Annotated in this window: 22 protein-coding genes; 12 read left to right on the forward strand and 10 right to left on the reverse strand. The window is 59.5% G+C overall.

Annotated elements, in window-relative coordinates:
* The 4 genes from Q0526_RS18870 to Q0526_RS16885 form a co-directional block, all read right to left on the reverse strand.
* Positions 1-146 (reverse strand): creatininase family protein (locus Q0526_RS18870; RefSeq protein WP_366522136.1); only part of this gene is annotated, 146 nt, incomplete at its 3' end.
* Between the two features lie 100 nt (positions 147-246).
* Positions 247-1,314: a substrate-binding domain-containing protein gene (locus Q0526_RS16875; RefSeq protein ID WP_298736214.1), complete on the reverse strand. Its 1,068-nt coding sequence runs from the start codon at positions 1,312-1,314 to the stop codon at positions 247-249.
* 78 nt (positions 1,315-1,392) lie between these two features.
* Entirely contained in the window at positions 1,393-2,406 is a 1,014-nt protein-coding gene (locus Q0526_RS16880; protein WP_298736217.1) for an ABC transporter permease, read from the reverse strand.
* A 2-nt stretch (positions 2,407-2,408) separates the two neighbouring features.
* On the reverse strand, positions 2,409-3,932 hold the full coding sequence (locus tag Q0526_RS16885; protein WP_298736220.1) for a sugar ABC transporter ATP-binding protein: 1,524 nt from the start codon (positions 3,930-3,932) through the stop codon (positions 2,409-2,411).
* A gap of 428 nt (positions 3,933-4,360) precedes the next feature.
* Here Q0526_RS16885 and Q0526_RS16890 point away from each other — a divergent pair, with 428 nt between their 5' ends.
* The 6 genes from Q0526_RS16890 to Q0526_RS16915 all read left to right on the forward strand — a co-directional run bounded on the left by Q0526_RS16890 (position 4,361) and on the right by Q0526_RS16915 (position 10,006).
* Positions 4,361-5,179 (forward strand): SDR family oxidoreductase, encoded by an 819-nt coding sequence (locus tag Q0526_RS16890; RefSeq protein ID WP_298736222.1) that lies wholly within the window; start codon positions 4,361-4,363, stop codon positions 5,177-5,179.
* The gene (gene dgoD / locus Q0526_RS16895) at positions 5,160-6,308 is read left to right on the forward strand and encodes a galactonate dehydratase (RefSeq protein WP_298736225.1); all 1,149 of its coding nucleotides are present in this window, start codon (positions 5,160-5,162) and stop codon (positions 6,306-6,308) included. Before Q0526_RS16890 ends, dgoD begins: the two co-directional genes overlap by 20 nt.
* Positions 6,309-6,313: 5 nt before the next feature.
* A complete protein-coding gene (locus Q0526_RS16900) occupies positions 6,314-7,159 on the forward strand; it encodes an SMP-30/gluconolactonase/LRE family protein (RefSeq protein WP_298736228.1) in 846 nt (281 codons plus the stop codon).
* Between the two features lie 83 nt (positions 7,160-7,242).
* Positions 7,243-8,319, forward strand: a complete 1,077-nt coding sequence (locus tag Q0526_RS16905; protein WP_298736230.1) for a LacI family DNA-binding transcriptional regulator — start codon at positions 7,243-7,245, stop codon at positions 8,317-8,319.
* A gap of 395 nt (positions 8,320-8,714) precedes the next feature.
* Positions 8,715-9,110, forward strand: coding sequence for an SRPBCC family protein (locus Q0526_RS16910; RefSeq protein WP_298736233.1), 396 nt, complete (start codon positions 8,715-8,717; stop codon positions 9,108-9,110).
* A gap of 158 nt (positions 9,111-9,268) precedes the next feature.
* Positions 9,269-10,006: an alpha/beta fold hydrolase gene (locus Q0526_RS16915; protein WP_298736235.1), complete on the forward strand. Its 738-nt coding sequence runs from the start codon at positions 9,269-9,271 to the stop codon at positions 10,004-10,006.
* Between the two features lie 76 nt (positions 10,007-10,082).
* Here Q0526_RS16915 and Q0526_RS16920 read toward each other — a convergent pair whose 3' ends face one another.
* Positions 10,083-10,643, reverse strand: a complete 561-nt coding sequence (locus Q0526_RS16920) for a flavin reductase family protein (RefSeq protein WP_298736236.1) — start codon at positions 10,641-10,643, stop codon at positions 10,083-10,085.
* 416 nt (positions 10,644-11,059) lie between these two features.
* Here Q0526_RS16920 and Q0526_RS16925 point away from each other — a divergent pair, with 416 nt between their 5' ends.
* The 6 genes from Q0526_RS16925 to Q0526_RS16950 all read left to right on the forward strand — a co-directional run bounded on the left by Q0526_RS16925 (position 11,060) and on the right by Q0526_RS16950 (position 18,510).
* Positions 11,060-11,872, forward strand: a complete 813-nt coding sequence (locus Q0526_RS16925; RefSeq protein ID WP_298736239.1) for a MurR/RpiR family transcriptional regulator — start codon at positions 11,060-11,062, stop codon at positions 11,870-11,872.
* Between the two features lie 267 nt (positions 11,873-12,139).
* Complete coding sequence (locus Q0526_RS16930; protein ID WP_298736241.1) at positions 12,140-13,603, forward strand: family 1 glycosylhydrolase; 1,464 nt, start codon at positions 12,140-12,142, stop codon at positions 13,601-13,603.
* A gap of 37 nt (positions 13,604-13,640) precedes the next feature.
* Positions 13,641-15,038 (forward strand): PTS transporter subunit EIIC, encoded by a 1,398-nt coding sequence (locus tag Q0526_RS16935; RefSeq protein ID WP_298736243.1) that lies wholly within the window; start codon positions 13,641-13,643, stop codon positions 15,036-15,038.
* A gap of 76 nt (positions 15,039-15,114) precedes the next feature.
* Positions 15,115-16,569 (forward strand): family 1 glycosylhydrolase, encoded by a 1,455-nt coding sequence (locus Q0526_RS16940; protein ID WP_298736245.1) that lies wholly within the window; start codon positions 15,115-15,117, stop codon positions 16,567-16,569.
* Positions 16,570-16,722: 153 nt separating this feature from the next.
* Positions 16,723-18,075 carry an MATE family efflux transporter gene (locus Q0526_RS16945; RefSeq protein ID WP_298736247.1) on the forward strand — a complete coding sequence of 451 codons (1,353 nt, stop codon included), beginning with the start codon at positions 16,723-16,725 and terminating at the stop codon, positions 18,073-18,075.
* 108 nt (positions 18,076-18,183) lie between these two features.
* The gene (locus Q0526_RS16950; protein ID WP_298736249.1) at positions 18,184-18,510 is read left to right on the forward strand and encodes a helix-turn-helix transcriptional regulator; all 327 of its coding nucleotides are present in this window, start codon (positions 18,184-18,186) and stop codon (positions 18,508-18,510) included.
* Between the two features lie 58 nt (positions 18,511-18,568).
* Here the strand turns inward: Q0526_RS16950 and Q0526_RS16955 are convergent, their stop codons facing one another.
* The 5 genes from Q0526_RS16955 to Q0526_RS16975 all read right to left on the reverse strand — a co-directional run bounded on the left by Q0526_RS16955 (position 18,569) and on the right by Q0526_RS16975 (position 25,466).
* Positions 18,569-19,894, reverse strand: coding sequence for a 6-phospho-alpha-glucosidase (locus tag Q0526_RS16955; RefSeq protein ID WP_298736251.1), 1,326 nt, complete (start codon positions 19,892-19,894; stop codon positions 18,569-18,571).
* A 14-nt stretch (positions 19,895-19,908) separates the two neighbouring features.
* Positions 19,909-21,510 (reverse strand): PTS transporter subunit EIIC, encoded by a 1,602-nt coding sequence (locus Q0526_RS16960; RefSeq protein WP_298736253.1) that lies wholly within the window; start codon positions 21,508-21,510, stop codon positions 19,909-19,911.
* 182 nt (positions 21,511-21,692) lie between these two features.
* Positions 21,693-22,469, reverse strand: coding sequence for a MurR/RpiR family transcriptional regulator (locus tag Q0526_RS16965; protein ID WP_298736254.1), 777 nt, complete (start codon positions 22,467-22,469; stop codon positions 21,693-21,695).
* A gap of 92 nt (positions 22,470-22,561) precedes the next feature.
* On the reverse strand, positions 22,562-23,665 hold the full coding sequence (locus tag Q0526_RS16970; RefSeq protein WP_298736255.1) for a helix-turn-helix domain-containing protein: 1,104 nt from the start codon (positions 23,663-23,665) through the stop codon (positions 22,562-22,564).
* 7 nt (positions 23,666-23,672) lie between these two features.
* Positions 23,673-25,466 carry a histidine kinase gene (locus Q0526_RS16975; protein ID WP_298736256.1) on the reverse strand — a complete coding sequence of 598 codons (1,794 nt, stop codon included), beginning with the start codon at positions 25,464-25,466 and terminating at the stop codon, positions 23,673-23,675.
* Between the last annotated feature and the right edge of the window lie 11 nt (positions 25,467-25,477).

Raw genomic sequence — 25,477 nt, forward strand, 5'->3', positions numbered from 1 at the left:
GCGGCCGCGTTGACGGTGTCCATCCCCATGCCCATGTGGGGGCCATGCCATTCCAGACTGCCCACGGGCTGGTATACCAGACTGCGCCCTGCCAGCAGCGCCTGCAATTCGTCAGGCCGCAGCGTTTCAAAGCGGATCTTGTGCATTGGGTCCTTCGCCTTCCTTGCAAAAGAAGTGCGGGGACCGCAGAGGCTAGCCTCCACGGCCCCCGCAGGGTTGTAACGGATGTGTTTCTAGGCCGTGCGATCAGCTCACGTACTCAGGCATGATGCTGGCCAGATCGTCGCCGTATTCCACGATGGTGGCATCCACGGCGTAGGTCTCGGGGATCTCGGTGCCGTTCTCCAGGTAGTCAACCATGAACTGGGCGGCGGTGCTGCCTACGTCCAGAGCGGAGAAGTAAGCGGCGGCACGGAAGCAGGAATCGGGGTTGTTGAACTCGTCCTCGCAGAGGTAAGCGCCCAGACCAACGACCATGGAGTCAGCGCCCAGACCGGCACTCTCGATGGCACGGGCAGCGCCCTGGCTGCTCTCGTCAGAAACGCCCAGAACCAGCCATTTCTTGATTTCGGGGTGGCCGGTGATCACAGCGTTGGCAGCCTGGTTGCCGTCCTCGGCGGTGGTGTCACAGTCGGCGCGGAAGATGCGCTCTTCGGGGAAGTCGGGCAGACCCTCTTCCAGCGCGGCCACTTCGCCTTCGGTACGGGGCACGCAGGAAGAAACGGTGTCGGCGGTCATCAGCAGGATGCCGAAGGTCTCGTCCTCGGCCAGATTGTTTTCGGTGATGTAGTTGACGCCCCACTCGCCGGTGGCTTTGCCGATGTTGTAACCGTCAATGCCGACCCACGGTGCCAGCTTGGTGCCGTCCTCGGTCTCCAGCGCGTCGTCCACCGCGATGACGGGGATGCCCGCCTCGGTGAGCATATCCACGGTGGTCTGGCTCAGGTTCTGGTCAGGCACGCAGACCAGAACGCCGTCCACCTTGTCGGCGATAAGGGTGTTGAGCTGATCCATGTAGGTGGCGGCGTTCAGGTCGCAGTCCAGATACTTCCAAGTGTAGCCGGCTTCCTCAACGACCTTCTGGGAGGCGGCGCCTTCCTGAATGAACCAAGTGGCGGTGCCCATCTTGTACAGGCCCACGATGGTCTTGCTGCCGGTGCTGTCGGCATCGGTGGTGGTGGATTCTGCCGTGGCGGTGCTGCCGGAGGAGGCTGCCGCCGAGGAGCTGTCCGACGAACCGGAGCAGCCGGCCAGCGCAGTCAGCATGGTGAGGGACAGGCCTGCGGCCAGAACTTTTTGCATGGACTTTTTCATGGTGTTCTTCCTTTCTCATCTGTGGTTTGTGTTATTCAGCGGGTGGTAACGGCCCGCGTGTTCCAATGGGTAAGGGGCTTATTTGCCGGGGACCTTGATGCCGCGGGCGGCCATGCTCTCGGCCAGCGCGCGCTTATCGCGGTTGTGCTTGCGGTAGAAGTCGAAGGCCAACGCCACGACCAGCAGGGCGCCTTGGGCCACTTCCTGCCAGAAGGTCTGCACGCCGACCATGTTCAGGCCGGTCTTGAAGCCTTGCAGCACCAGCATGCCAAGGAAGGTGCCGAAGATGGTGCCCACGCCGCCGGTGAAAGCGGTGCCGCCCAGAACGGCTGCGGTGATGGCGTCAAATTCCAGACCTTCGCAGGCGGAAGGCTGGCCGGAGTTCATACGGGCTGCCAGCAGAATGCCGGCGAAAGCGGCCAGGCCGGACTCCATGATGTGGAGCTTAAAGATGATGGCGGTGGGGTTCAAACCGGCCAGACGAGCGGCGTAGGTGTTGCCGCCCAGCACGTAGATGCTGCGGCCGAAGTAGGTCTTGCTGAGCATGATGCCGAAGACCACGAACGCGATGAGCAGCAGCAGGACGGGGACCGGCAGGAAGCCGAAGATGCGGTAGCTGCCGAAGCTGATGAAGGTCTTGTTGCTGATGGCCACGGCCTTGCCGTTGCACAGAATGTAAGCGATGCCGCGGGCCACGCTCATGGTAGCCAGAGTGGCGATGAAGGGCTGCAGTTTCAGGAAGGTGACCAGCGCCGCGTTGATGGCGCCCACCAGACAGCCTGCCAGCAGGGCGATGAGGATGGCCAGCAGGACCGGCACGCCGTCCCGGACCAGAATGGCGGCCAGCACACCGGCGCAGGCGGCCACCGACCCGGCGGACAGGTCGTTCTGTCCGGCAATGATCAGGTTGGTTTCACCGATGGCTACAAAGCCGGTGAGCGAACAGGCGATAAGGATGTTGCTCAGGTTGCCGCCGGTGACGTAGTTGGGGTTCAGCACGCCGAAGAGGATCACCAGCAGGATCATGGCGACGATCAGTGTGATCTTGTCGGCAAAATCACTCTTTTTCAGTTTTTTCAAGGTATTGTTCACGGTTAAGCCTCCTGTCTGTCACGCACCGCGTCGGAGCTGTCCGACATGGCATATTTCAACACCCGTTCTTCGGTAAACTCGCTGCGGTGCAGCTCGCCGGTGATGCGGCCTTCCCGCATGACGAGGATCCGGTCCGACAGACCGATGACCTCGGGCAGTTCCGAAGAGATAACGATGACCGCCATGCCCTGCTGGGCGCATTCGGTGATGATGCGGTAAAATTCCGCTTTGGCGCCTACGTCGATGCCCTTGGTGGGCTCGTCCAAAATCAAGATCTTGGGGTGGGTTTCCAGCCAGCGGGCCAGAATGACCTTTTGCTGGTTGCCGCCCGACAACTGCGAGATCAGCTTGTCCGAGTTGGGCGTCTTGATGTTCAGGCTCTTGATGTCCCGCTGGGCGATCTCCTCCTCCTTATCGGTGAGCAGGAAACCGATCTTGCTGCGCAGCGACTTGAGCATCGAGATGGTGATGTTGCCCCGCACCGAGATGTTGGGCAGGATGCCCTGCATCTTGCGGTCCTCGGGCACCAGCGCAAAGCCCAAAGCCAGCGCCTGTGCGGGGGATTTGGGAAGGACTTCTTGGCCTTCCAGCCGGATGGTGCCGTTGTAGACGGGGTCCAGCCCGAAGAGGGCCCGCATGACCTCGGTGCGTCCGGCGCCGACCAGACCCGCAAAGCCTAGGATCTCGCCCCGGTGGGCGGTAAAGCTCACGTCGTTGACATAAGGCGTGCAGAGGTGCTCCACTTCCAGAATGGCTTCGCCGGGGGTCTTGTTGTGGGGCAGCTCGTCGTAGATGTCACCCAGCGACCGGCCGACCATCAGCCGGATCATCTGATCCTCCGAGGTGGTGGCTTGGTCTACCACATCCACCAGCCGGCCGTCCTTAAAGATGATGACCTTCTGGGCCACCTGCGCGATCTCGTTCATGCGGTGGGATACATAGAAGATGACCTTGCCCTCTTCTTTCAATTCCCGGATGATCTTGAACAGCAGGTCGATCTCGTTGTCGCTCAAACTGGCGGTAGGCTCGTCAAAGGCGATGATGTTGGAATCGCGGATGATGGCCTTCATGATCTCCACCATCTGCTGGTGGGCGATGCTCAGCGAACCGACCTTCGTCTCGGGGCTGATGTCCAGCCCGAACCGGGCGGCAAGCTCTGCCGTGCGGCGGTTCATCAACGCAAAGTCCACCGTGCCGTTCTTTTTGCGGGGCCAGTCCCCCAAAAAGATGTTCTCTGCCACGCTCATATCCAGCAGGATCTGCCGTTCCTGATAAATTACGCTGACGCCGTGGGCGATGGCGTCTTTCGGCGTGGCAAACCGAATCGGCTCGCCGTTGATCAGGTACTCTCCGAAATCCGGTTGGTAGTCGCCGTTCAGGATCTTGAGCAGTGTGGACTTACCGGCTCCGTTTTCCCCCAAAAACGCGTAGACCTGCCCGCTTTCTGCCTGAAAGCTGATGTCGTCCAGCGCTTTGACGCCCGGGAAATACTTGCTGATATGCCTGAATTCCACGGAATTGCCCATGCAATGTACGCCCCCTTTGTGGTCTGGATGCTTGTGTTCTTCTGCCGTGTGTGTTTGAAATGTTTACGTTAACACCTTGCGCTCATTATAGTCCGGCCCCTATCCGGTGTCAATAACTTTTGCAATTTTCGTAATAATTTTTAAAAAACGCGGAAAGATATTGTGCATTTTGACGCAAACGGCAAAAAAGGTCCATTTCTCCTTATTGTATAGAGCTGATTTTGGTGCCGGGACGGGGGTCCCCTTGGTGAAAACCGCCGAAGAATGGCGGCTGCTGTTGGACTAATTTCACAAAAAGTGAACAAAACCGGGCAAAAATACCGTGCAACACTTGCACAATCGCAAAAGAATGCTATAATCAGGTTAACGTACACACTTTTGGACGGTTGCCGTCCAAGTTTAGAAAAAACAACAAAGGAGCGAACATCATGCAAAGAAAAACGGCATTGGTCACCGGCGCCAGCCACGGCATTGGCAAGGCGATCGCCTTGGCACTGGCAAAAGCGGGGTATGACATCGCGGTAAACTACTGCAATAACCGTGCCGGCGCCGAGGATACCTGCGCGCAGGCACGGCAGGCTGGTGCCCGGGCCATCGCCCTGCAGGCGGATGTGGGGAACTATCAGGCACTTACCGGGTTGTTCCAAGCCTTCGAGGCTGAGTACGGCGCCATGGACCTGATGGTGAACAACGCCGGCGTCAGCGAATTCCACCCCTTGCTGGAAGTCACCGAGCAGGAGTGGGAGCGGGTCACCCGCACCGACTGGAAGGCGGCCTACTTCGGCACCCAGATGGCGGCCCGCAACATGGTGGCCCATCAAAAGAAGGGCGTCATTGTCAACATTACCTCCAACCATATTGACGGCTGCTTCCCCGACGCCAACATCTACGCCCCCAGCAAGGCTGCGGTGGACACCTTCTGCCGCAACGCGGCCATGGAGCTGGCCCCCCACGGCATCCGGGTGGTGTCGCTGGCCCCGGGCTACACCAACGTGTGGGCGGACGACAACCCCATCCAGCAGGTGCGGGACCGCATTCCGCTGGGCCGTTTTGCCACCCCCGAGGAGATCGCCCAGATCTTGGTGTTCATCGCCTCGGACCATTGTGCCTACATGACCGGTACCCGGGTCACGGTGGACGGCGGCGCGCTGCTGCCGGTGGTGCCGGAAAATACCTTCAACGGCGGTTCTCTGCTGCCGCTGACCATTCATGAAACGGAGGCCCCCCATGAAACTGACAAAAATTGAAACCTTCCGTCTGCGCCCCCGCTGGCTTTTGCTGCGGTTAGAAACAGATGACGGCTTTGTGGGCTGGGGCGAGCCGGTGGTGGAAGGCCGTGCCGCCACCACCCAGGCCTGCATCCACGAACTGGAACCCTACCTGCTGGGGGCGGACCCCCGCTATGTGGAGGATATCTGGCAGACCCTTTACCGGGGCGGCTTCTACCGGGGCGGTCCGGTGCTGACCAGCGCGCTGTCCGGCATCGACCAAGCCCTGTGGGACATCAAGGGCAAGGCGCTGGGCGTCCCGGTACACGAGCTGCTGGGCGGCCGCGTGCGGGAGAAGATGGCGGTGTATAGCTGGATCGACTCCGACACGCCGGAGATCGCCGCCCGCTCCGCGCTGGAAAAGAAGGCGCAGGGCTTTGCCAACATCAAGATGATGGGCACCGACAAGATGGGCTGGATCACCGACACCCCCACCCTCAACGCCCTGCTGGAAAAGGTGCAGGCGGTGCGGGACGCTGTGGGACCGGACTTCGGCATTGCCATCGACTTCCATGGCCGGGTCCACCAAAGCACGGCCCGCACGCTGCTGCGGGAGCTGGAACCCCTTAAACCCCTCTTTGTGGAGGAACCGGTGCTGGTAGAAAACATCGATGTGTTTGAGCGGCTGCATCGCTTTACTTCCATCCCGCTGGCCACCGGCGAGCGCAACTATACCCGCTGGGGCTTCAAGGAGCTGTTGGAACGGGGCTGCGTGGACATCATCCAGCCCGACCTGTCCCACGCCGGGGGCATCAGCGAGGTGCGCCGCATCGCTGCCATGGCCGAAGCCTACGACGTGGCGCTGGCGCCCCACTGCCCGCTGGGCCCGGTGGCGTTGGCCGCCTGCCTGCAGGTGGACTTTGCCAGCGTCAACGCCTGCCTGCAAGAGCAGAGCGTGGGCATGGCCTACAACAAAGGGCAGGAAGTGGGCAGCTACCTGCGGGATGACAGCGTCTTCCACTACCGGGAAGGCTATGTGGATCTGCTGCAAGGGCCCGGTCTGGGCGTGGATGTGGACGAGCAGATCGTCCGCTCCCTGGAAGAGCCGGATCTGGCGTGGAAAAACCCCGTCTTCCGTCTGGAGGACGGCTGCGTAACGGAATGGTGACCGGTATGAAACAACTGGATCTGGCCCCCTGTACCTTGGGCGAGGGGGCGCTTTGGCACCGGGAGACCCAAGAATTTGTCTTTACCGATATCGTCAACGGACGGCTGTACACCTGCACGCCGGAAGGAACGGTGCGGCAACTGCTGCAATGCCGTTTCCAGTTGGGCGCTTTCCTGTTTGACCGGCAGGGTGACCTGCTGCTTTTTACCGAGTGCGGCGTCTATGCCTGCCCCTACGGCGGCACCGAGGCGGATTTCCGCCCGGTGTGGCAGCTGCCCCTGCTCCCCGGCGAGCGGTTCAACGACGCGGTCTGCGACCCGTTGGGCCGGATTCTGGCCGGCACCAAGACCGAAACCGATACCAACGGCAGCCTGTGGCTGCTCCAAGGAGGGCAGGCGCCCCGGCGGCTTTTGTCGGGACTGAAGATCTCCAACGGCATGGCCTTTGCGGACGGCGGGCGCATCTTGTACCACACCGATTCCGGCGACCGGGCCATCCGGCGGTTCCGGTATGACCTGACCGACGGTTCCCTGACGGCGGACGGCATTGTGGTGCAGTTGGACAGCCCCGACGGTGCGGTGCCCGACGGCATGACGCTGGACGCGGACGGCAACCTGTGGACCGCCTGCTGGGGCGGGGGCTGTGTGCGCTGCTATACCCCCGACGGCAGATGGAACGGGCAGTTCAATTTCCCCGCGCAGCAGGTCAGCAGTGTGGCGCTGGGCGGCGCCGACGGGCGGCAGATGCTGGTCACCTCGGCGGCGGTGGGGACCGACGGCGGGGCCGAAGGCGGTATCTGGCTGCAGGATGTCCCCATGGCCGGGGCAGAAGATTTCCGCGCCGTGCTGTGACTTTACAAAATCACAAAAGCCCGGTATAATGAGCATATTCTCCATGGGGTACAATTTTTTTTCACACACGAGGTGTCGTAGGTATGTCTTCTTTGCCAACGATTAAAGACGTGGCGCTGCTGGCCGGTGTTTCCATCGGTACGGTGGACCGGGTCGTGCACAACCGCGGCAAAGTTTCGGAGCGAAACATGAAAGCGGTGCAAAACGCCATCGATGCGCTGGGCTATCGTCCCAGCCGCATTGCCAGTGCGCTAGTCAAACGGCGCAACGGGCTGAAGATCGGCGTCTGCATCCCCAACGTAGAAAGTGAATTCTGGGCTGAAGCCATGGAGGGCGTCCACCGTGCCGAGGAAAAACTTTCCCCCTTCGGCGTCACCTTGGTGGTGGATACCAACCGCACCTACGACTTCCGGGACCAAAAGGCCAGCATCCTGCGCCTTCTGTCCGAAGGGGTCAATGCGCTGCTGCTGGTGCCGGTACAGGGCAAGGAATCCCAGTTGGATGAACTGATCCCGCCCGAGATCCCCTACGCCACTGTGATCGAGGATATCCCCGATTCCCGCCGTCTGTTCCACGTAGGCCCCAACGACTGTGCCATGGGCACCTTGGCGGGGCGGCTGGCGCTGCTGTACAGCGGGCCGGGGCTGCAGTGTGTGATCTTGGCGGCCAATTGCCAGTTCTGGGGCACGCAGGACCGTATCCGCAGCTTTCAGGAGTTTCTGGCCAAGCATGACCCCACGGCAAAGGTACTTTCTACCTGCGAGATCCCCATCCAAAGCGAGCGCATCGCCTACCAGAGCATCTACGAGATCGCCGAGCAGCAGATGGAACTTCACCCCGAGATGAACACGTTTTATGTGACCAACGGCTTGACCCAGTGGGCGGCCGCTGCGGTGAAAAACCACAAAAAGCAGGGGCAGATCCGGGTGTTTGGCTATGAACATACCGAGATGACCGATACCTTCCTGCGGGATGGTATCATCAGTGCCACCATCTGTCAGGGCCCGGCCCGGCAATGGTACAACGCCATCTATATCATGAACGAGGTACTGGCAGGGGAGCGCACCATCGAAAACCCGGTATTCAACGCCGAGTGCCGCATCCTCATCGAGGAAACCATCCCCTTTATGCGGGCGGAATCCTTCTCCGATACCTTCTGAACGACGGGGACAAAGCAGCGTAACAAAAACTATAAGTTTATTATACCAACCAAGAGTGATGGTTACGAGAAATCTGAAATCCGGCTTTTCTAAAGCGGAAAAACGGCGGATTTTTCCTGAATCACCAAGGGCGGCCTGCGGGAAACCTTTCCCGTGGGCCGCTTTTTTGCTGCCTGCCCCTGTCGAACAGTAGGAGAAACAGCGGTAAAAAAACCGGAAAAATACAAACTGTATATAGAAATACGATACTACAAAATGTATTTTTTTCGTGGGGCGCAATGCGCCATCCGGTGGGCACAATCCACAAAGGAAAGTGGGATTTTTTGTGGCCCTGTGGGCTGGCGCAGGGACGGCAAAGCCTGTATAATGACAGTAGTACGAAAAGGAGGCGCGCCATGCTCAGCGTACACCAAGAAACGTTTCCCTATCCCATCGAAACGGTGTGGGCGGCGCTCACCGACCTGCAGCATACCCAGTGGCGCAGCGATCTGGAACGGGTGGGCGTGATGGATGACCGCCACTTTGTGGAGTATACCAAGGGCGGTATCGCCACTCGCTTTACCGTCACCGCGGTGCACCCGCCCCGGCACTGGGCCTTTGCCATGGAAAACGCCCGGATGACCGGCCGCTGGGTGGGGGTGCTGGAACCGCAGGGAGCGGCCACCCGGGTGATTTTTGCCGAGTCGGTGTTCCCCAAACATCGCTGGCTGCGCCCGCTGGTGCCCGCCTACCTGCGGCGGCAGCAAGCGCAGTACTGCGCCGACCTGCGCCGCCGTCTGGCCGAAATTTAGCAAAAATCGGAGCTTTGCTTTTGCAAAGCTCCGATTTTTTTTGTCGGGACGGCAGGCGGCGGGGACGTAATGGACGCCGAACGCCCCGACAGGGAACCCCTTGACGGCGCCCGGCGGCCCGCCCTATACTAGGACCAGTAAAAAAGGAGGGATGGGCGATGAAGGAAAATGCTTCCGGCACCAGCCATGCCCGGCGGACCGCCAAACGGGTGGCGGCGGTGCTTTTGGCGGTTGTTCTGGTACTGGCGGTGGGGACCGGGTGGTATCTGTCGGACTACTACCGGGCCGAGGAGGTGGCCACGGCGGTGCTGGCGCAGGGGCAGGGGATCACCACACAGGACAACCTGACGGTGCTGACCCCCACGGTGCCCGGTGACACCGCTTTGATTTTTTACCCCGGAGCCAAGGTGGAGGCGACCGCCTATCTGCCGTTGTTGGATGCGATCCGCCAGCGCACCGGGCTGACCTGTATACTGGTGGATATGCCGTTTCATATGGCCATCTTTGATGTCAACGCCGCCCAAGCGGTGATGGACGACTTTCCCCAGTACCAGCACTGGTATATCGCCGGGCATTCCATGGGCGGGGCGATGGCCTCTCAGTTTGCGGCCGACCATCCCGATGAGGTGGACGGTTTGATTCTGCTGGGGGCCTACCTCTATGGGGAATACCCCACCGACCGTACCTTGACGGTCTACGGCTCGCTGAACCAAAGCGTGGAGGATAAACTGGACTACACCGAGAATGTGGTGGAGATCGAGGGTGGCAACCATGCCCAGTTCGGCAACTACGGCCCCCAAAAAGGGGATGCGCCCGCGACGATCTCGGCAGAAGGGCAGCAGGACCAGACGGTGGACGCCATCGAGGCTTTTCTGGCGGTCCGGTCTGCGGCTTGACGGGAACCCCCTTTGATGCAAAAAACCGACCCCCGCGCGGCAGATTCCGCGTGGGGGTCGGTTTGGTACAGGGGACTCAGCGCAGGGCGGCGCCGTCGTGGAAGGCCTGACCGGCGACCTCGCCCAGCACCCGGTAGGTGTTGTGGATGGGGTCAAAGACCAGCGGGCGCAGCTTGTCGGGGTCGATCTTGCCGTCGGCGTCCAACACCGATTCGTCGGCGCTCACGTTGACGATCTCGCCCACCAGACGGCAGCTCTCGGGGTCATAGCTGACCAGCCGGCACTCCACCGTCATGGGCAGCTCGTCGATGCAGGGGGCGTCCACAAAGGTCGAAGGGGTGGTGTGCCATCCCGCTTTGGCCAGCTTGTCGGCCACGGTGTTGCCCGAGGCGATGCCCACGTAGTCGCAGGCGACCAGTTGGTCTGCGGTGGCCATGCTTACCGTGAAGGCCTTGCGGGCCAGCAGGTTGGCGGTGGTTTTGTGCCCGGCGCTGATGCACAGCGAAATTTGGGTGTCATCGCTGATGCCGCCCCATGCGGCGTTCATGGCGTCGGGGGTGCCGTCGGGGCCGTAGGTGCCCAGAATAAAAACCGGCTGGGGATAGGTCCAGGGCTTTGCACCAAAATTTTTACGCATACAAAAAACCTCCCATGCAGTGGGGCCGGCTGCCGGCAAACGCCGGGGGCCGTGCCCCGCTTTTTCTTCCATTGTACCACACTCTGCGTTAGGAAAAAGCAAAATTTTTTGCTTCTGACTCCCCTTAAATGGAGTTCCGACTGCAAAAAGCCCGGCGGACCTTTCGGCACCAGCCTGACACATTGCGCCGAAACGGACTTCCTGCACCGGCTTGGCGGATAAGCCGGTACAGACGCAAGGATTTCCCACGGGGCCCTTTTCCATAAAAATGTCCGCCGTGCTTTTTCTCAAACAGTAACTTTCTTACAGGCTATGAACCTCTGCGCCGCCCCACCCCAAAAAGTGCCTTGCGGCGTAAAAACGGTTGCAGCTACCGGCCCCCCTTTGTTATAATAAGGGGGAAGGAGGCTTGCTGCATGGGGATCCTTTACACACGGCTGCTGATCGTACTCAACGACCGAGATTTACATTCCACCGACTACCATATCGCGCTGGTCATGCTGCAAAACATGCAGCGGCTGGCGGAACTGTCCATCCAAGAATTGGCGGGGCTGTGCAACGTGTCCAAGTCCACCATCTCCAAGTTCATTCGGGAGCTGGGGTACGAGGACTTTGCCGATTTCCGCAATGCCGCCATCTTCGAGGACAATAAATACCACAACAGTTTCAACTTTGTGCAGGATGTGATGGGCTTTCTGGAGGAGCATCCCACCGATTCCTACTTTTTGGAAGTTCTGCGGGATATGCAGGAATCCTACGCCTCGCTGGATTGGGCGGCGGTGGACCGGTTGGTGGCGGATCTGGCCCAGCACGAGCGGGTGGCGGCCTTCGGCATGATGTTTTCCGAAACGGCGGCGCTGGATCTGCAGATCAAGCTGGGGTACAACGGCAAGTTCATCTTCACCAGCATGAGCGACCGCAAACAGATGGAATTTTTGCGGCAGGCCGACGAAAATACCCTGATCCTTGTTTTCAGCGACAGCGGCGACTATCTGAACCGCTACCGCAACATCCGGGACTTTGTGCGCAAAAGCGACTTTGACGATACCAAGGGCAAGGTGGTGCTTATCACCTCCAACCCCGAGGCCGCGCAGGACCCCCGGGTGGCTTACAGTGTGCTTTACCGCCGCACCGGTACGCTGCACACCCACCGGATGGTCTACCAACTGCTCACCGATCTGGTGGCCTATCGCTACCGGGTCTATCTGAAAGAACACAGCGAAAGCTGAAACATTTCCCGCGCCGGGAAGGGCTTGGCCGTCCTTCCCGGCGCTTTTTTTGTGGGGTGCCAGTTTCCGAAAATCGAAAAGTTCGGCGCTGTGAAGCCGGGCAGGACGTGGGCAAAATGTACAAAAAATGAAGACAATGTGGTATTTTTTGGGCTTTCTGTTTCTAAAAATCGAAAAGCCCCGCAAAATCCTTGTGAATATAGTATAGTAATTTTAGCAAAAGTTCAGGAAAAACTGGTTGAACGGTATACAAGGAGTGAGTCGTAGATGAAATTGTCCAAGGATTTCCTCTGGGGCGGCGCCATTGCCGACTTCCAAGCCGAGGGCGGCTATCAGGAAGGCGGACGGGGCCTGTCCACCCACGATTTTGAATCTGCCGGTTCGGTGGATCAGCCCCGCTGCAACACGCTGCGGATGCCGGACGGCAGCGTGGCACTGGCCAAGAGCCATTTCTTTGGCCCCGACAGCCTGCCCGACGGGGCAGAACCGGCCATCTTCCCCGACCGGTACTATCCCAGCCACAAAGCGGTGGATTTCTACCATCATTATAAAGAGGACATCGCCCTGATGGCGGGTATGGGCTACAACGTGTTCCGCTTCTCCATCTGCTGGAGCCGCATCTACCCCACCGGCGAGGAGACCACCCCCAACGAGGAAGGTCTGCGCTTCTACGAGGATGTGCTCAACGAGCTGGAAAAATATGGGATGCAGCCGCTGATCACCATTCATCACGACGAGCTGCCCGCGGCGCTGGCGCTGAAATACGACGGCTGGTCCAGCCGCCACACCATCGACTGCTACCTGCGGTACTGCCGCACCCTCTTCGAGCGGTTCGGCAAGCGGTGCCGCTACTGGCTGACCTTCAACGAGATCAACGCGGTGCGGGGCTTCACGGCCTGCGGCACCCGCAAGGCGGATAACCAGACCCACTACAACGCGGTCCACAACATGTTCTTGGCCAGCGCCAAGGCCGTGCAGTTGGGTCACGAGATGATGCCGGGGTCGATGTTCGGCGCCATGTACGCCCTGAGCGAGATCTACCCCGCTACCTGCAAGCCGGAGGATGTCTTCCGCCAGATGCAGTGCCGCCGAGAGAGCTGGTACTTCATCGACGTGATGGCCCGGGGCGCCTACCCGGCCTACGCCGCCGACCTGCTGCAGCGCCGGGGCGTGACACTGCACACCGAGCCCGGCGACGACGAAGTGCTGAAAGCCGGTACGCTGGACTTTGTTTCCTTCAGCTACTATCGTTCCTGCACCGTCAACCCCGAAACCAAGTTCAACGTGGTGGGCGGCGACCCCAACCCCTATCTGCCCAAGACGCCTTGGGGCTGGCCCATCGACCCGCTGGGGCTGCGCTACTGCATGAACGAGGTCTATGACCGGTACCAGAAACCCATCTTCATCGTGGAGAATGGTCTGGGCGCCATCGACAAGGCGGAGGCCGACGGTTCCATTCAGGACGACTACCGCATCGACTACCTGCGGGACCACCTGCGGGCCATGATGGAAGCCATCCTCATTGACGGTGTGCCTTGCTTGGGCTACACCATGTGGGGTCCCTTCGACTTGGTCAGCCTGTCCACCGGCGAAATGAAAAAGCGTTACGGCGTGATCTATGTGGATATGGACGACGAGGGCCACGGCACGTTGGCCCGCCGCCCCAAGAAGTCCTATGATTGGATGAAACAGGTCATTGCCACGCAGGGCGAGAGCCTTTGGACGGAATAAACCCAGTGTGGGTTACAAATAGAAGGAGGTTATTTTTGTGGCGGAGAAATTGAACTATCAACAGATGGCATCGGATATCGTCAAATTGGTGGGCGGTACCGAAAACATCCAGTCCGTGTCCCACTGCATGACGCGGCTGCGCTTCATCCTGAAGTCGGAAGACAAGGCCGATACGGCGGCGATCAAAAAGATGCCCGGTGTGCTGGGCGTGGTTTCGGCCGGCGGCCAGTACATGGTGGTGCTGGGCAAAAACCTGCCCCCCATCTTTGAGGCGGTGCAAAAGCAGTTCAACCTGACCGAAGGCCAGAACACCGACGAGAATCTGGACAAGGATCTGGTAGCCGAGAAGAAGCCCCTCACCGTAAAGTCTGCGGCGTTGGCTGTGCTGGGCTATGTATCGGCTTCGGTCACCCCCATGATCACCGGCTTGGTGGCCGGCGGCATGCTCAAGGTGCTGCTGCTCATCATCACCCTGATCGATGCCGGCTTTGCCGACACCAGCACCTACACGCTGCTCAGCGGCGTGGCGGATGCCTGCTTCTACTTCATGCCCATCTTCGTGGCCTACGGTGCGGCCAAAAAACTGGGCGGCACCCCCATCTACGCCATGATCTGCGCGGCTTCGCTGCTCCATGGCAACTACACCTCGCTGGTGGCGGCCGGTGAACCGGTCACCCTGCTGGGCCTGCCGGTCCGTCTGATGAGCTACTCCAGCTCGCTGCTGCCCGCGCTGCTCATCACCCTCTGCGCCTTCTACATGGAGAAGTTCTTCAACAAGATCGTCCCCGGCATCTTTAAGTCCTTGTTGGTGGGTCTGGGCACCATCACCGTCACGATGATCTTCGGCTTTGTGGTGCTGGCTCCCTTGGGCGGCTACCTCGGCAACTATCTGGCTGTGGTCTTCGGCTTCCTGGGCGGCACCGTTGGCCCCATCGCAGTGGGTGTGTTGGCGGCCTGCCTGCCTTGGCTGGTCATGACCGGTATGCATATGGCGTTGGTGCCCTTTATGACGCAGGCCTTGACCAACCCCGGCTATGACGCGGTGTTCCGTCCGGCCTTTATCCTGCACAACATGGCCGAAGGCGGCGCCTGCATCGGCGTGGCCCTGCGTGCCAAAACGGCGGAACTGCGCTCTGAGGCGCTGGGCATTGCCTTCGGCTGCATCGTGGCCGGCGTGACCGAACCCGCCATCTACGGCATCAACCTGCCCCGCAAGAGCCCCATGATCGGCGTTATGGCCGGTGGTGCGGCCGGCGGTGTGGTAGCCGGTCTGCTGGGTGCCCGGGTCTTCGTCATGGGCTACTCCACCATTCTGGCGCTGCCCATCTTCCAAGAGACCATCGTAGCGGCGGCCATCGCCGTGGTGGTGGCCATCGTGGTGGCCGCGCTGGTGACCTTCATCCTCAACCCCGAAAAGGAAACCGCAAACCAGTAACAGCATCCACAGCAGGGCGGGCGCCGCGCGCGGCGTCTGCCCTTTTGCTGCAACCATCAAAACGGAGGTATTTGTTATGAGTTTCCCCCAAGGATTTTTCTGGGGCGGCGCTTTGGCCGCCAATCAGGCCGAAGGTGCCTGGAACGTGGACGGCAAAGGCCCCAGCGTGGCCGACGTGGCCACCTACAAGCCCAACACCGATGTGAAGGACTACGCGGCCCACAACGCCATGAACGACGAGAAGATCGCCGCCGCCATGGCGGACCCCAGCGACGCAGCCTACCCCAAGCGCCGGGGCATCGACTTCTACCACCACTATAAGGAGGATCTGGCCCTCTTTGCCGAGATGGGCTTTACCATGCTGCGGGTCTCCATCGCCTGGACCCGCATCTTCCCCACCGGCGAGGAGGCCGAACCCAACGAGAAGGGCCTGCAATTCTATGAGGATCTCTTTACCGAGATGCGCCGTTTGGGCATCGAGCCGCTGGTCACCCTGAGCCACTACGAGATGCCGCTGGCCTTGGCCAGCAAGTACAACGGCTGGGTGGATCGCCGGGTCATCGACTGCTTCACCAAGTTCTGCCATGTCTGCTTTGTGCGGTATAAGAACCTTGTCAAATACTGGCTGACCTTCAACGAGGTGGACAGCATCATCCGCCATCCCTTTACCACGGCGGGCATCATTCCCAGCCGGGTCCCGGCGGATAAAATGCTGCAAACCTGCTATCAGGCGCTGCACCACCAACTGGTGGCCAGTGCGCTGGTGGTCAAGGACTGCCACGAGGTCATCCCCGGCAGTCAGGTGGGCTGCATGCTCACCAAGCTGACCACCTACGCCCGCACCTGCGCCCCCGACGACGAGCTGGCTACCCAGGCCAAGACGCTGGAAAACCTCTTCTACGCCGATGTGCATGTCTGGGGCGAGTATCCCCGCTTGATCCTCAAGATGTTCCAGCGCAAGGGCATCCACATCGAGATGCAGCCCGGCGACGCCGCCATCCTGAAAGCCGGATGTGTGGACTTTGTTTCCTGCAGCTACTATATGACGATGACCGAGTCGGTGGACCCCAACGCCGAGCGCACCCCCGGCAACACCGTGCTGGGTGTCAAGAACCCCTACCTGCCCACCAGCGACTGGGGTTGGCAGATCGACCCCAAGGGGCTGCGGTACAGCCTCATCGAGCTGTATGACCGCTACCGCAAACCGCTGATGGTGGTGGAAAACGGTCTGGGCGCCAAGGACGTGGTGGAAGCCGATGGTTCCATCCACGACTCCTACCGCATCGACTACTTCCGTCAGCACATCGCCCAGATGCGGGAAGCGGTGGACGAAGGCGTAGAGCTGCTGGCCTACACCAGTTGGGCCCCCATCGATTTGATTTCGGCTTCCACCAATCAGATGAGCAAGCGGTACGGCTTCATCTATGTGGATCAGGACGACGAGGGTCACGGTACGCTGGCCCGCAGCCGGAAGGACAGCTTCTACTGGTATCAAAAGGTCATCGCCACCAACGGCGAGGATCTGGAATGAGCGCACACCCCCCAATAGCTTTCTTGGACAGCCGCCTGCGGGCGGCTGTCCGTTTTCTTTTTCGGTAAATTCTGGTCTTTTGCCGAAAAAAGGACTATACTGATACTAACTACCGCCTGCGCCGCGGCGCGGGCAAGAAAAGGGGAGCTCCGGATGGAGAAAAACGAACTGTTTGAGTCCCTGCCGGTGCCGGTGGCGCTGCGGCGGATGATCGTACCGGCGGCGGTCAGCCAGATCATTGTGCTGATCTACAACATGGCCGATACCTTCTACATCGGCCGCACCAACAACCCCTATATGCTGGCTGGGGCGTCGCTGATCTTGCCGGTCTTTAATATGCTGCTCTGCCTGTCCTCGCTGGCGGGCATCGGCGGCGGTACGCTGCTCTCCCGGCTGCTGGGCGTCGGGCAGGAGGACGAGGCCCGCAAGGTCAGCGCCTTCAGCTTTTGGCTGGCCATCGGGCTGTCGCTGGCTTTCTCGGTAGCGCTGGGGGTCTTTATGGGCCCGGCGCTGCGGTTCCTCGGCGCGGGGGACAACATCTTCCTCTTTGCCCGGCAGTATTCCTTCTGCGTCATCGTGCTGGGGGCGGTGCCCACCGTCCTCTCCAACGTGATGGCCCATCTGGTGCGCAGCATCGGCTATTCCAAGGAAGCCGGCTTCGGCATCACGCTGGGGGCTGTCCTCAACATTGCGCTGGACCCCGTGTTTATGTATCTGCTGCTGCCCGACGGTCAGCAGGTGCTGGGGGTGGGCATCGCCACCTTGCTCTCCAACTGCGTGGCCTGCGGTTACTTTCTGGTCATCCTGTGGCAGATCCGGCAGCATACCGTCCTCACCGCCGACCCCCGCACCGGACTGCCCAAGGCGGAAAACATCCGGGCTGTCTTTGGGGTGGGCATCCCCTCGGCGGTGGCCAGCCTGCTCTTTGATCTGGACTATGTGGTGATCGACAAACTGATGGTCGCGTACAGCGAGGTGTCGCTGGCGGCCATCGGCATCGTCCTCAAGGTGGAGCGGCTGCCCTTGAATGTGGGCATCGGCATCTGTCAGGGCATGGTGCCGCTGGTGGCGTACAACTGTGCCGCCCGCAACGCAAAGCGGATGAATCAGGTCATCGGGCTGTCGATGGCCACGGGCCTTGTGGTGGCGGCGGGCAGCATCCTGCTTTACGAAGCCTTCACCCCGGCCATCGTCCGGGTCTTTATCGCCGACCCCGAAACGGTGGGGCTGGCCACCACTTTCCTGCGCATCCGCATTTTGGCCACCCCGCTGATGTTCCTCAGCTTTTTCACCGTCTATATCTTCCAAGGCTTCGGCAAGGGCGGCGTTTCGCTGTTCTTGGGCGTGGTAAGGTGGGCGGTGTTCAACATCCCCATGCTCTATCTGCTCAACTTCTTGGTAGGCATGTACGGTATCGTCTGGTCCCAGATCGCCGCCGACATCCTGACGGTGGCGGTGTCGGCTTACGTGTACCGTACCCGCCGCCCGGCTTTTGCCAGGACATAACCAATACTGTAAGTTTGTGAAAAATACTGTGGGTGGGTTTTCCGAGACCCGGCCTTGGTGTATACTGGGAAAACATTCCCCCCACACCCCTAGGAGGTGCAACGAAAGATGGATTGGAGTTCGATTGGCCGCAACATCCGGTACTACCGGCTGGAGCAGGACCTGCGGCAGGAAGATCTGGCCGAGGCCATCGGCCTGAGCGGCAACTACATCGGCATGGTGGAGCGGGGCGAGAAGATCCCCTCGCTGGAAACCTTGGTGGCCATCCTCAATGTGCTGCATATCTCGGCGGATATGGTGCTCACCGATGTGGTGGACACCGGCTACACCGTCAAGCAGTCCATGTTGGCCGAGCGCATCGGCCGGCTGCCCGCCGCCGAGCGGGAGCGAATCTACGCCGTGGTGGACCTGCTGGTGCGCTACGCCGACCGCTGACCGGCAAACAAAAACCCCCGGACGAGTTTTTCTCGTCCGGGGGTTTTGCGTTGGGGGATTAGTGCAGTTCCGGCCAGTAGTCCTTGTTGGCCTCGATCAAATCGTCCAGAATCTCCTTGGCGACCTTGGCGCTGGGCACCGTTTTGCTCAGCGTCAGTGCCTGCCACAGTTTCTGGTAGCTGTGCTCACAGTAGGCCTGTACCACCAGCTTCTCCACAGCGACCTGCTGCTGCATCATGCCCAGTTGGAAGGTGGGAATCTCCCCTTGGCAAAGGGGTTCGGGACCGTCGCTGCCCACCAAGCAGGGAACTTCCACCATGGCATGGGGGTCAAAGTTGGCGATGGCGCCCTTGTTTTCCACAATGCAGAGCATCCGCTCGTGGGTGTTGTAGGCGATGGCGCGGGCCAAATCGACAATGAAGGAAGCGTGGTTGTCGATCTCAAACTCGTCGCCATGGAACTCACCAGCTTCGATGATGCGGTGGGCGGCACCGAACACCTTCTTCTCCCGTCCGTCGATGACTTCGTTGGCGCGGGTGTAGTTGGGGTTGGTGTGCTCCACGACATAATCGGGGAAGAGGTAGTATTTCAGGTAGGTGTTGGGCAGGCAGTCCGGCGTGACGGCCAGCAGATCGGCGGCCTTCTTGTGGGTGGCCTGCCAGCTTTCGTCCATGTGCTGGGTCTCGATGGCTTTCTGGGTCAGATAGCCGTTCTTGCTCACATAGTCGATGAGCTGGGGGGTGTAGTCGGTGCCGTCCTTGCCTTTCACGCTGGTCCACCAGCCGAAGTGGTTCAGGCCATAGTACCGTACATCCAGATCTTTGGGGGTCTTGCCCACAATGTAGCTCATCCGGCGCAGCGTACCCACCGGCATATCGCAGATGTTGATGATCTGGGCTTTGGGCCGCAGTACGCGGCAGGCTTCCGCCACGATGGAGGCAGGGTTGGAATAGTTCAGCATCCAAGCGTTGGGGCTGTACTGCTCCATGTAATCGATGAGCTGGATAACATCCGGGATGCTGCGCATGCCGTAGGCAATGCCGCCGGGGCCGCAGGTCTCCTGCCCCACCACGCCGTGCTGCAAGGGGATCTTTTCATCCTTTTCCCGCATGGGATAGCCGCCGCTGCGGATATGTGCCATGCAGAAATCCACATCGGTGAAAGCCTCGACGGGATCGGTGGTGTAGGAGAAGGCCACCTGCGGCGCCAGCTTCTTCAGGGCGAGGCCTACCGCTTTGGCGATGGGCTCCTGCCGGGCCGCGTTGTTGTCATACAGTTTGAGGCTGCGAATCGGGAACCGATCCAGACTGTCCATCAGCATCATCACGATGCCGGGGGTATACGTACTGCCGCCGCCGGCAATTACAACAGAAAATTCTTTCATGAAGAACTCCTTTCTCAGTCGTTTTCCTGAACACCCAGTTCTTCATCCACAGCCTTACGCACGGCATTGACCTTCAGGCCATAGACGACCTGTACGTTTTTGCCTTTGCGCACGATGGCGGTGGCGCCGGTCTGGTTTTTCAGCTTGTCTTCGTCCACCAAGTCGGGGTTGGCCAGCTCGGTGCGCAGACGGGTATAGCAGTTGGTCACTTTCAGGATGTTGTCCTTGCCGCCCAGCGCTTCCACCACCAAGGCACCGTCCACCTTTTCGGAGCCTTTGGCCGGCGCAGAGGCGCTGCTTTCGGCGGCCACCTTGGCCTTGTATTCGGCCTTGGAGTGGAGTTTCATCTCCATGCCGTCGGCTTCACGGCCCAGAGTGTGGAGATTGAGCTTGACGATGAGGACCCGGAACACTACGTAGTAGATCGCGAAGTAGGCGATGCCCACCAGAATGTAGATGGGCCAGCGGGTCTTGGCAACACCCAGAGGCAGGTTGTACAGCAGGAAGTCGATAAAGCCGTTGGGGCCGATGGCGCGGCAGCCCAGAATGTTGAGGACCACAAAGCTGGAACCGGCCAGCACGGCATGGACCACGAAGAGGATGGGCGCGACAAAGAGGAAGCTGAACTCGATGGGCTCGGTGACGCCGGCGATGAAGGAAGTGGTGGCGGCGGTGATCAGTACGGCCTTGATCTTGCCGCGGTTTTCAGGACGGGCAGTGTGGTACATGGCCAGACAGGCGCCGATCAGGCCGAACATCTTGGAGATGCCGCGGGCATCCCAGATGACCGACTGGCTCAGGACCTTGATGCTCTCATCGGCGATCTCCGCATAGTAGATGTTGCGGGCACCCTCGTAGACCTGCCCGGCAATGGTCTCGACGCCGCCCAGCGAGGTGTACAGGAAGGGGGTGTAGACCAGATGATGCAGACCGGTGGGGATGAGCAGACGTTCCAGCATGCCGTAGAGGAAGAGGCCGAAGTTGCCGGTGCTCTGGATAAAGCCGCCCAACGCATTGATGCCGGCCTGCGCGAAGGGCCAAATGTAGGTCATGACCACCGCAAAGATGACCATGACGGGGATCAGGACGATGAAGACGAAGCGGGTGCCGCCATAGATCTGGAAGGCGTTGTTGAATTCCGTCTCACAGAAGCGGTTGTGGACGAGGGCAACGATGACGCCGAGGATCAGGCCCAGAAAGACGCCCATATCCAGCACTTGGACGCCCAGAACGAGAGCCTGACCGGTGCCGCTGAGGTCGCCTTCCACCAGCATGCCCTGCAGGCCCATGAACTTGTTCATGGCGTTGATAAAGACGAGGAAGGCCAGCAGCGAGATAAAGCCGGCCTCGCTCTTTTTCTTGTTGGCCAGACCGACCGCCAGACCAACACAGAAGATGACGCCCAGATTGGTCAGAATGGCGTTGAGAGAACCGGACAGCAGGGTGCCGAACCCGATGGTGACGGGGTTGTTCAAGAAGGGCAGCACCGCCTGCAGGCGGGTGTTGGTGAAGAGGTTGCCTACCGCGATCAAGATACCGGCGATGGGCAAGATCAGCACGGGAATGAACATGGCTTTGGAAAATTTTTGCAAGCCATCCATTATTTTTTCTTTCATGGTATTCTCCTTTGCACACCGAATGGGGACTGCTTGGTGGGTGCGTCCACCCCCTATGCGATGTCCACGGCCGTATCGCTGCCAACACTATGCCACAAAAAAGAGGCACTGTAAACAATTTTTGCCATACAAAAAACGGGTTACCCTGATTGATAACCCGTTACGCTTTTTTTTGACTTTTTTTACAATTTCAGTCCGTTGTCGTTTGGCGAAATGCACAAACGGTGATACTCATAGGCAATCAGCTCGGCCAACATCAATGCCTGTGGGAAGAAGGTGTTGGGGCGCACGTTCTGGTCGTCCAACTGGCAGGAATCCTCTACCCGAAACCAAAGATCGGCGTACCGGCTGACGCTGTTGGGCCGCTCGCCGGTGATGGCCACTGTGGGCACGCTGTTTTCTTGGGCGGTTTTGATCTTGTCCCGCACCAAGGCGGTCTCACCGGACTTAGACACACAAATAAACAGGCCCATGCTATTCAGGCTGTTTTCAAACATTCCAACCGAATCTCCACCGGTGGCAAACAGGCAAAGCCGCCCCATATTCGTCAATTTACTGGCCAAATAGTTGCCAACCAACCCAGAAAAACCAGTGGCATACACAAAGATGAGTTTGCCGTTGAGTTCTGCAATATGGCGGGCACATTCTTTAAGCTGGTCGTAGGTGTTGTAAGCTAATAGGGAATCCAGATTAAATCCATCCAAAAAAATCTGGGACTCGCTGATCTGTTCGGTGTGCTTTTGTGTCAAGGTGCGCAGCTTGTAGCACATATCCACAAAGCCGTCATAGCCCATCTTGTGGGCCAGCCGCATGATGGTGGAGGTGGAGGTGTAGTTGCGCCGGGCAATGTCCCGCACGCCCTGCGCCAGCGCCCCATCCAGATGCGCAAGAATATATTCCAGCACCTGCCGTTCGGTGTCGGTAAGTTTTTTGTCTTGAATCAATTTTTCAATGTCCACAGGCAACCCTCCCATGCCGGGGTGGCAAGGCCCCGCGCTGTCGCTCATGAAAAATAGTATATCGCTTTTTTACAATGGGGGCAAGGGGGGCCTTATACCGGCGAAGTGTGTTCGTTGCGGTACTCTTTGGGGGTGACGCCCACCAGCTTTTTGAACTGACGGGAGAAATATTTCTCGTCCTGAAAACCCACCATCTCGGAAATTTGATAGACCTTGTACTGGGGATCGGCCAGCAAGCGCTTGGCGTTCTCGATCTGTTTGTCCAGCAGGTATTTCATAAAGCCTACGCCCAGCTCTTCTTTAAAGCGGATGGAAAGATAGTTGGGGGTCACGCTGAGTTCGGCGGCCAGTGCTGTTAGGTTGAAATGGGGGTCCCGATAGCGCCGGTCGATGATCTCCAAACTGGCGGCGATGAGCTTGGTCTGGGCAATGGTAGCGGCTTTTTCCGCCTTTTGACGGCATTCTTCAGACAGGATGTCCTGCATGCAGCGGCACATAGACTCGTTGTCGGTGCACTGGCGCAGGGTGTGGACCGGGTCCTCCCCTTGGTCGGAAAGCACCCCCTCCGAGATGAGCAGCATCAGCAAATTGGAACAAAACCGTTGGGCACAATCCCGCCGTTCCGGGTCTGCCAGAATGACCCGTTGGGCACAGTCCCACTGCGCCATGGCGTTTTCCGTTTCCCCGTTTTTGGCACAGTGGACAAAGCGGTGCCGGTCATAGCCGCCGTTGCGCAGGTCCTGCAAAAAGCGGCGGTAGGTGTTTACCGGAATGTCGGAGGACAACGGCGTGCCCGGCGGTACCGCGGCAGGGCGCAGGTCCAGTTCATCCCGCAGCTTGTGCAGCAGGGCGGTCAAGGCATCGGTGTCCACCGGCTTTAGGATGTATTCCCGCACCACGTTGAGCCGCACGGCCCGCTGTGCGTAGGAAAAATCGTTGTAGCTGGAGATCAGGATCACCTGCGGCGACAAGCCCAGTTCCAGCAGATCCTCGATCAGATCCAGCCCGTTTTTGCCCCGCATGCAGATATCGGTGATCAGGATGTCCGGTGCCTTTTTACGGGCCAGTTCCAGCGCACTTTCGGCGCCGTCCGCCACCCCCATGACCTCCATGTTCAGCGTGGTCCAATCGATATGGCGGCGCAGTCCCTCCCGGATCAGCAGCTCGTCGTCCACAATCAAAACGGAATACGGCATCCTACATTCACTCCTTCAACTGTGGTAATTCTATACGGTCCGGCGCGGTGTACCGCCGCGGGATCCGGATGCGTGCTACCAAAAATCCGCCGTCCATGGCGTACTCCAAAGCCGCCTCGTGGGCGTAGGCGATGTCCAGCCGGGTGCGGATGCTCTGGATGCCGTAGCTCTTGGGGGGCACACCGGTCTCTTGGTGCAGGCGCTCCTGCACCCGGGCCAGAGCATCTTTGGGGGCGTTGTTGGCCACCTCCATCACCAGATCCTGCTGCTGCAGATAGACCCGCACCAACAGCAGATTGCCTTCAGCCGGGGCGCCCGATATATTGAAGGCGTGAAGGATGGCATTTTCCACCAAAGGCTGGAGCAGCATTTTGATGACGGTATCTTGCAAAAGGCGTTCGTCCACTTCTTCGTGGACTTGGAACAACCCGCCGAACCGGACTTTTTGGATGTTCAGGTAGCTGCGCATATGGGTCAGTTCCTGTTCCACCGTCAGTTCGGGCTGGCCATTGTTCAGCGAGGTGCGCAGCAGGGTGGACAGGCTGGTGACCAGTTTGGAGATCTGCTCCACATGGTAGTCCTTGGCCAACCAGTTGATGGAATCCAACGTGTTGTACAAAAAGTGGGTGTTGATCTGGCTTTGCAGGGCGTTGAGCTCGCTCTGCTTTTGGTTTAGCCGGGTAACATAGTTTTCCTCGATGAGCTGGTTGATCATCTGGATCATATAGTTAAAGCTGTCGTACAGCTCGCCGACCTCGCCTTTTTCCCGGGTATGGACGGTGATGTCCAAATCGCCGTTTTTTACATTTTTCATCGTGTCGGACAACTGCACCACCGGACGCATGACCGAGCCGGTGACCAAGAATGTCAGCAGCATACCCACCACCAGCGCTACCCCGGCGGATAGGAACAAAATGCGGGAAGATTTTAGGTAGATGTCGTGGACTTCTTCCAAGGACTTGCTTCCCACCAGATAGTAGTTGGTGGTGGAAAGCCGTCGGGCAAAAAGGCAAACGCTGCCGTCGGGCAGCAGGGTATAGGAGCCGGTCAAGCCCATCTGGCGGATGGTTTCCGCGTCCGGCAGGTCGCGCACCGAATAGTACCCCACAAATTCACCGTTTTCTCCGTCATAGAGGGCGGCCTGCATACCGGATTCATTGCGCAGGTTGTTGAGGATGCTTTGGGTCAGGTGCTCGTAGTTGAATTCTACCGAGATGGTGCCCAGAATGGTGGAAAAATCCCGGTTGTCATAGATGACCTTGGATACCCGGATATACTCGTAATTGCCGTCGTAGTAGGTGTCCCACAGGATGCGCCCCTGCAGCGATTCCAAGGTTTGCACCCACTCCGAGCGAGGGTCGTAGGGGGCGGGGGACTCCTCCCCAAAGCCGAGGGTGTCGTAGACCGGCAGATAGCTGCCGTCGGGGGTGCGCACCGTAATTTCCATCAAAAAAGGCAGGGTGCCCAGCGTCACGCTGTTGGCCCCCAATAGCGAGGTCAGCGCCTCGTCCCCCAGCAGGGCTTCCCCCGCTTGTTCGGCGCCTTCCGGCGAATCGGCATCCACGCCGTAGGTGATGAGCAGCTCCTGCAAGTGCTGGTTGGACGCCAGATTCAGCATGTGGCTGCGGGCAAAGGCCATCGCGTTGGAAAGCTCGGTGGACCAGCGCTGCATCGTTTGGGAGGAAGTTTCGATGAGGTTGGTCTGCACCATGCTGTACACCGTGCGCAGCACGAACACAAAGGTCACCGCACAGAAGGCCAACAAGATGGTAATGTAGGAAAGCAGCATCTTGCGCCGCATACGGACCCCTC

The organism is uncultured Subdoligranulum sp. (genome assembly GCF_937890665.1).

Excerpts from the sequence above, each read along its gene's own strand:
- Q0526_RS16940 (WP_298736245.1), top strand. The coding sequence starts at position 15,115 with ATGAGTTTCCCCCAAGGATTTTTCTGGGGCGGCGCTTTGGCCGCCAAT.
- Q0526_RS16920 (WP_298736236.1), bottom strand. The coding sequence starts at position 10,643 with ATGCGTAAAAATTTTGGTGCAAAGCCCTGGACCTATCCCCAGCCGGTT.
- Q0526_RS16905 (WP_298736230.1), top strand. The coding sequence starts at position 7,243 with ATGTCTTCTTTGCCAACGATTAAAGACGTGGCGCTGCTGGCCGGTGTT.
- Q0526_RS16975 (WP_298736256.1), bottom strand. The coding sequence starts at position 25,466 with ATGCGGCGCAAGATGCTGCTTTCCTACATTACCATCTTGTTGGCCTTC.
- Q0526_RS16915 (WP_298736235.1), top strand. The coding sequence starts at position 9,269 with ATGAAGGAAAATGCTTCCGGCACCAGCCATGCCCGGCGGACCGCCAAA.
- Q0526_RS16890 (WP_298736222.1), top strand. The coding sequence starts at position 4,361 with ATGCAAAGAAAAACGGCATTGGTCACCGGCGCCAGCCACGGCATTGGC.
- Q0526_RS16885 (WP_298736220.1), bottom strand. The coding sequence starts at position 3,932 with ATGGGCAATTCCGTGGAATTCAGGCATATCAGCAAGTATTTCCCGGGC.
- Q0526_RS16875 (WP_298736214.1), bottom strand. The coding sequence starts at position 1,314 with ATGAAAAAGTCCATGCAAAAAGTTCTGGCCGCAGGCCTGTCCCTCACC.
- Q0526_RS16925 (WP_298736239.1), top strand. The coding sequence starts at position 11,060 with ATGGGGATCCTTTACACACGGCTGCTGATCGTACTCAACGACCGAGAT.
- Q0526_RS16960 (WP_298736253.1), bottom strand. The coding sequence starts at position 21,510 with ATGAAAGAAAAAATAATGGATGGCTTGCAAAAATTTTCCAAAGCCATG.
- dgoD (WP_298736225.1), top strand. The coding sequence starts at position 5,160 with ATGAAACTGACAAAAATTGAAACCTTCCGTCTGCGCCCCCGCTGGCTT.
- Q0526_RS16930 (WP_298736241.1), top strand. The coding sequence starts at position 12,140 with ATGAAATTGTCCAAGGATTTCCTCTGGGGCGGCGCCATTGCCGACTTC.
- Q0526_RS16970 (WP_298736255.1), bottom strand. The coding sequence starts at position 23,665 with ATGCCGTATTCCGTTTTGATTGTGGACGACGAGCTGCTGATCCGGGAG.
- Q0526_RS16950 (WP_298736249.1), top strand. The coding sequence starts at position 18,184 with ATGGATTGGAGTTCGATTGGCCGCAACATCCGGTACTACCGGCTGGAG.
- Q0526_RS16945 (WP_298736247.1), top strand. The coding sequence starts at position 16,723 with ATGGAGAAAAACGAACTGTTTGAGTCCCTGCCGGTGCCGGTGGCGCTG.
- Q0526_RS16955 (WP_298736251.1), bottom strand. The coding sequence starts at position 19,894 with ATGAAAGAATTTTCTGTTGTAATTGCCGGCGGCGGCAGTACGTATACC.
- Q0526_RS16900 (WP_298736228.1), top strand. The coding sequence starts at position 6,314 with ATGAAACAACTGGATCTGGCCCCCTGTACCTTGGGCGAGGGGGCGCTT.
- Q0526_RS16910 (WP_298736233.1), top strand. The coding sequence starts at position 8,715 with ATGCTCAGCGTACACCAAGAAACGTTTCCCTATCCCATCGAAACGGTG.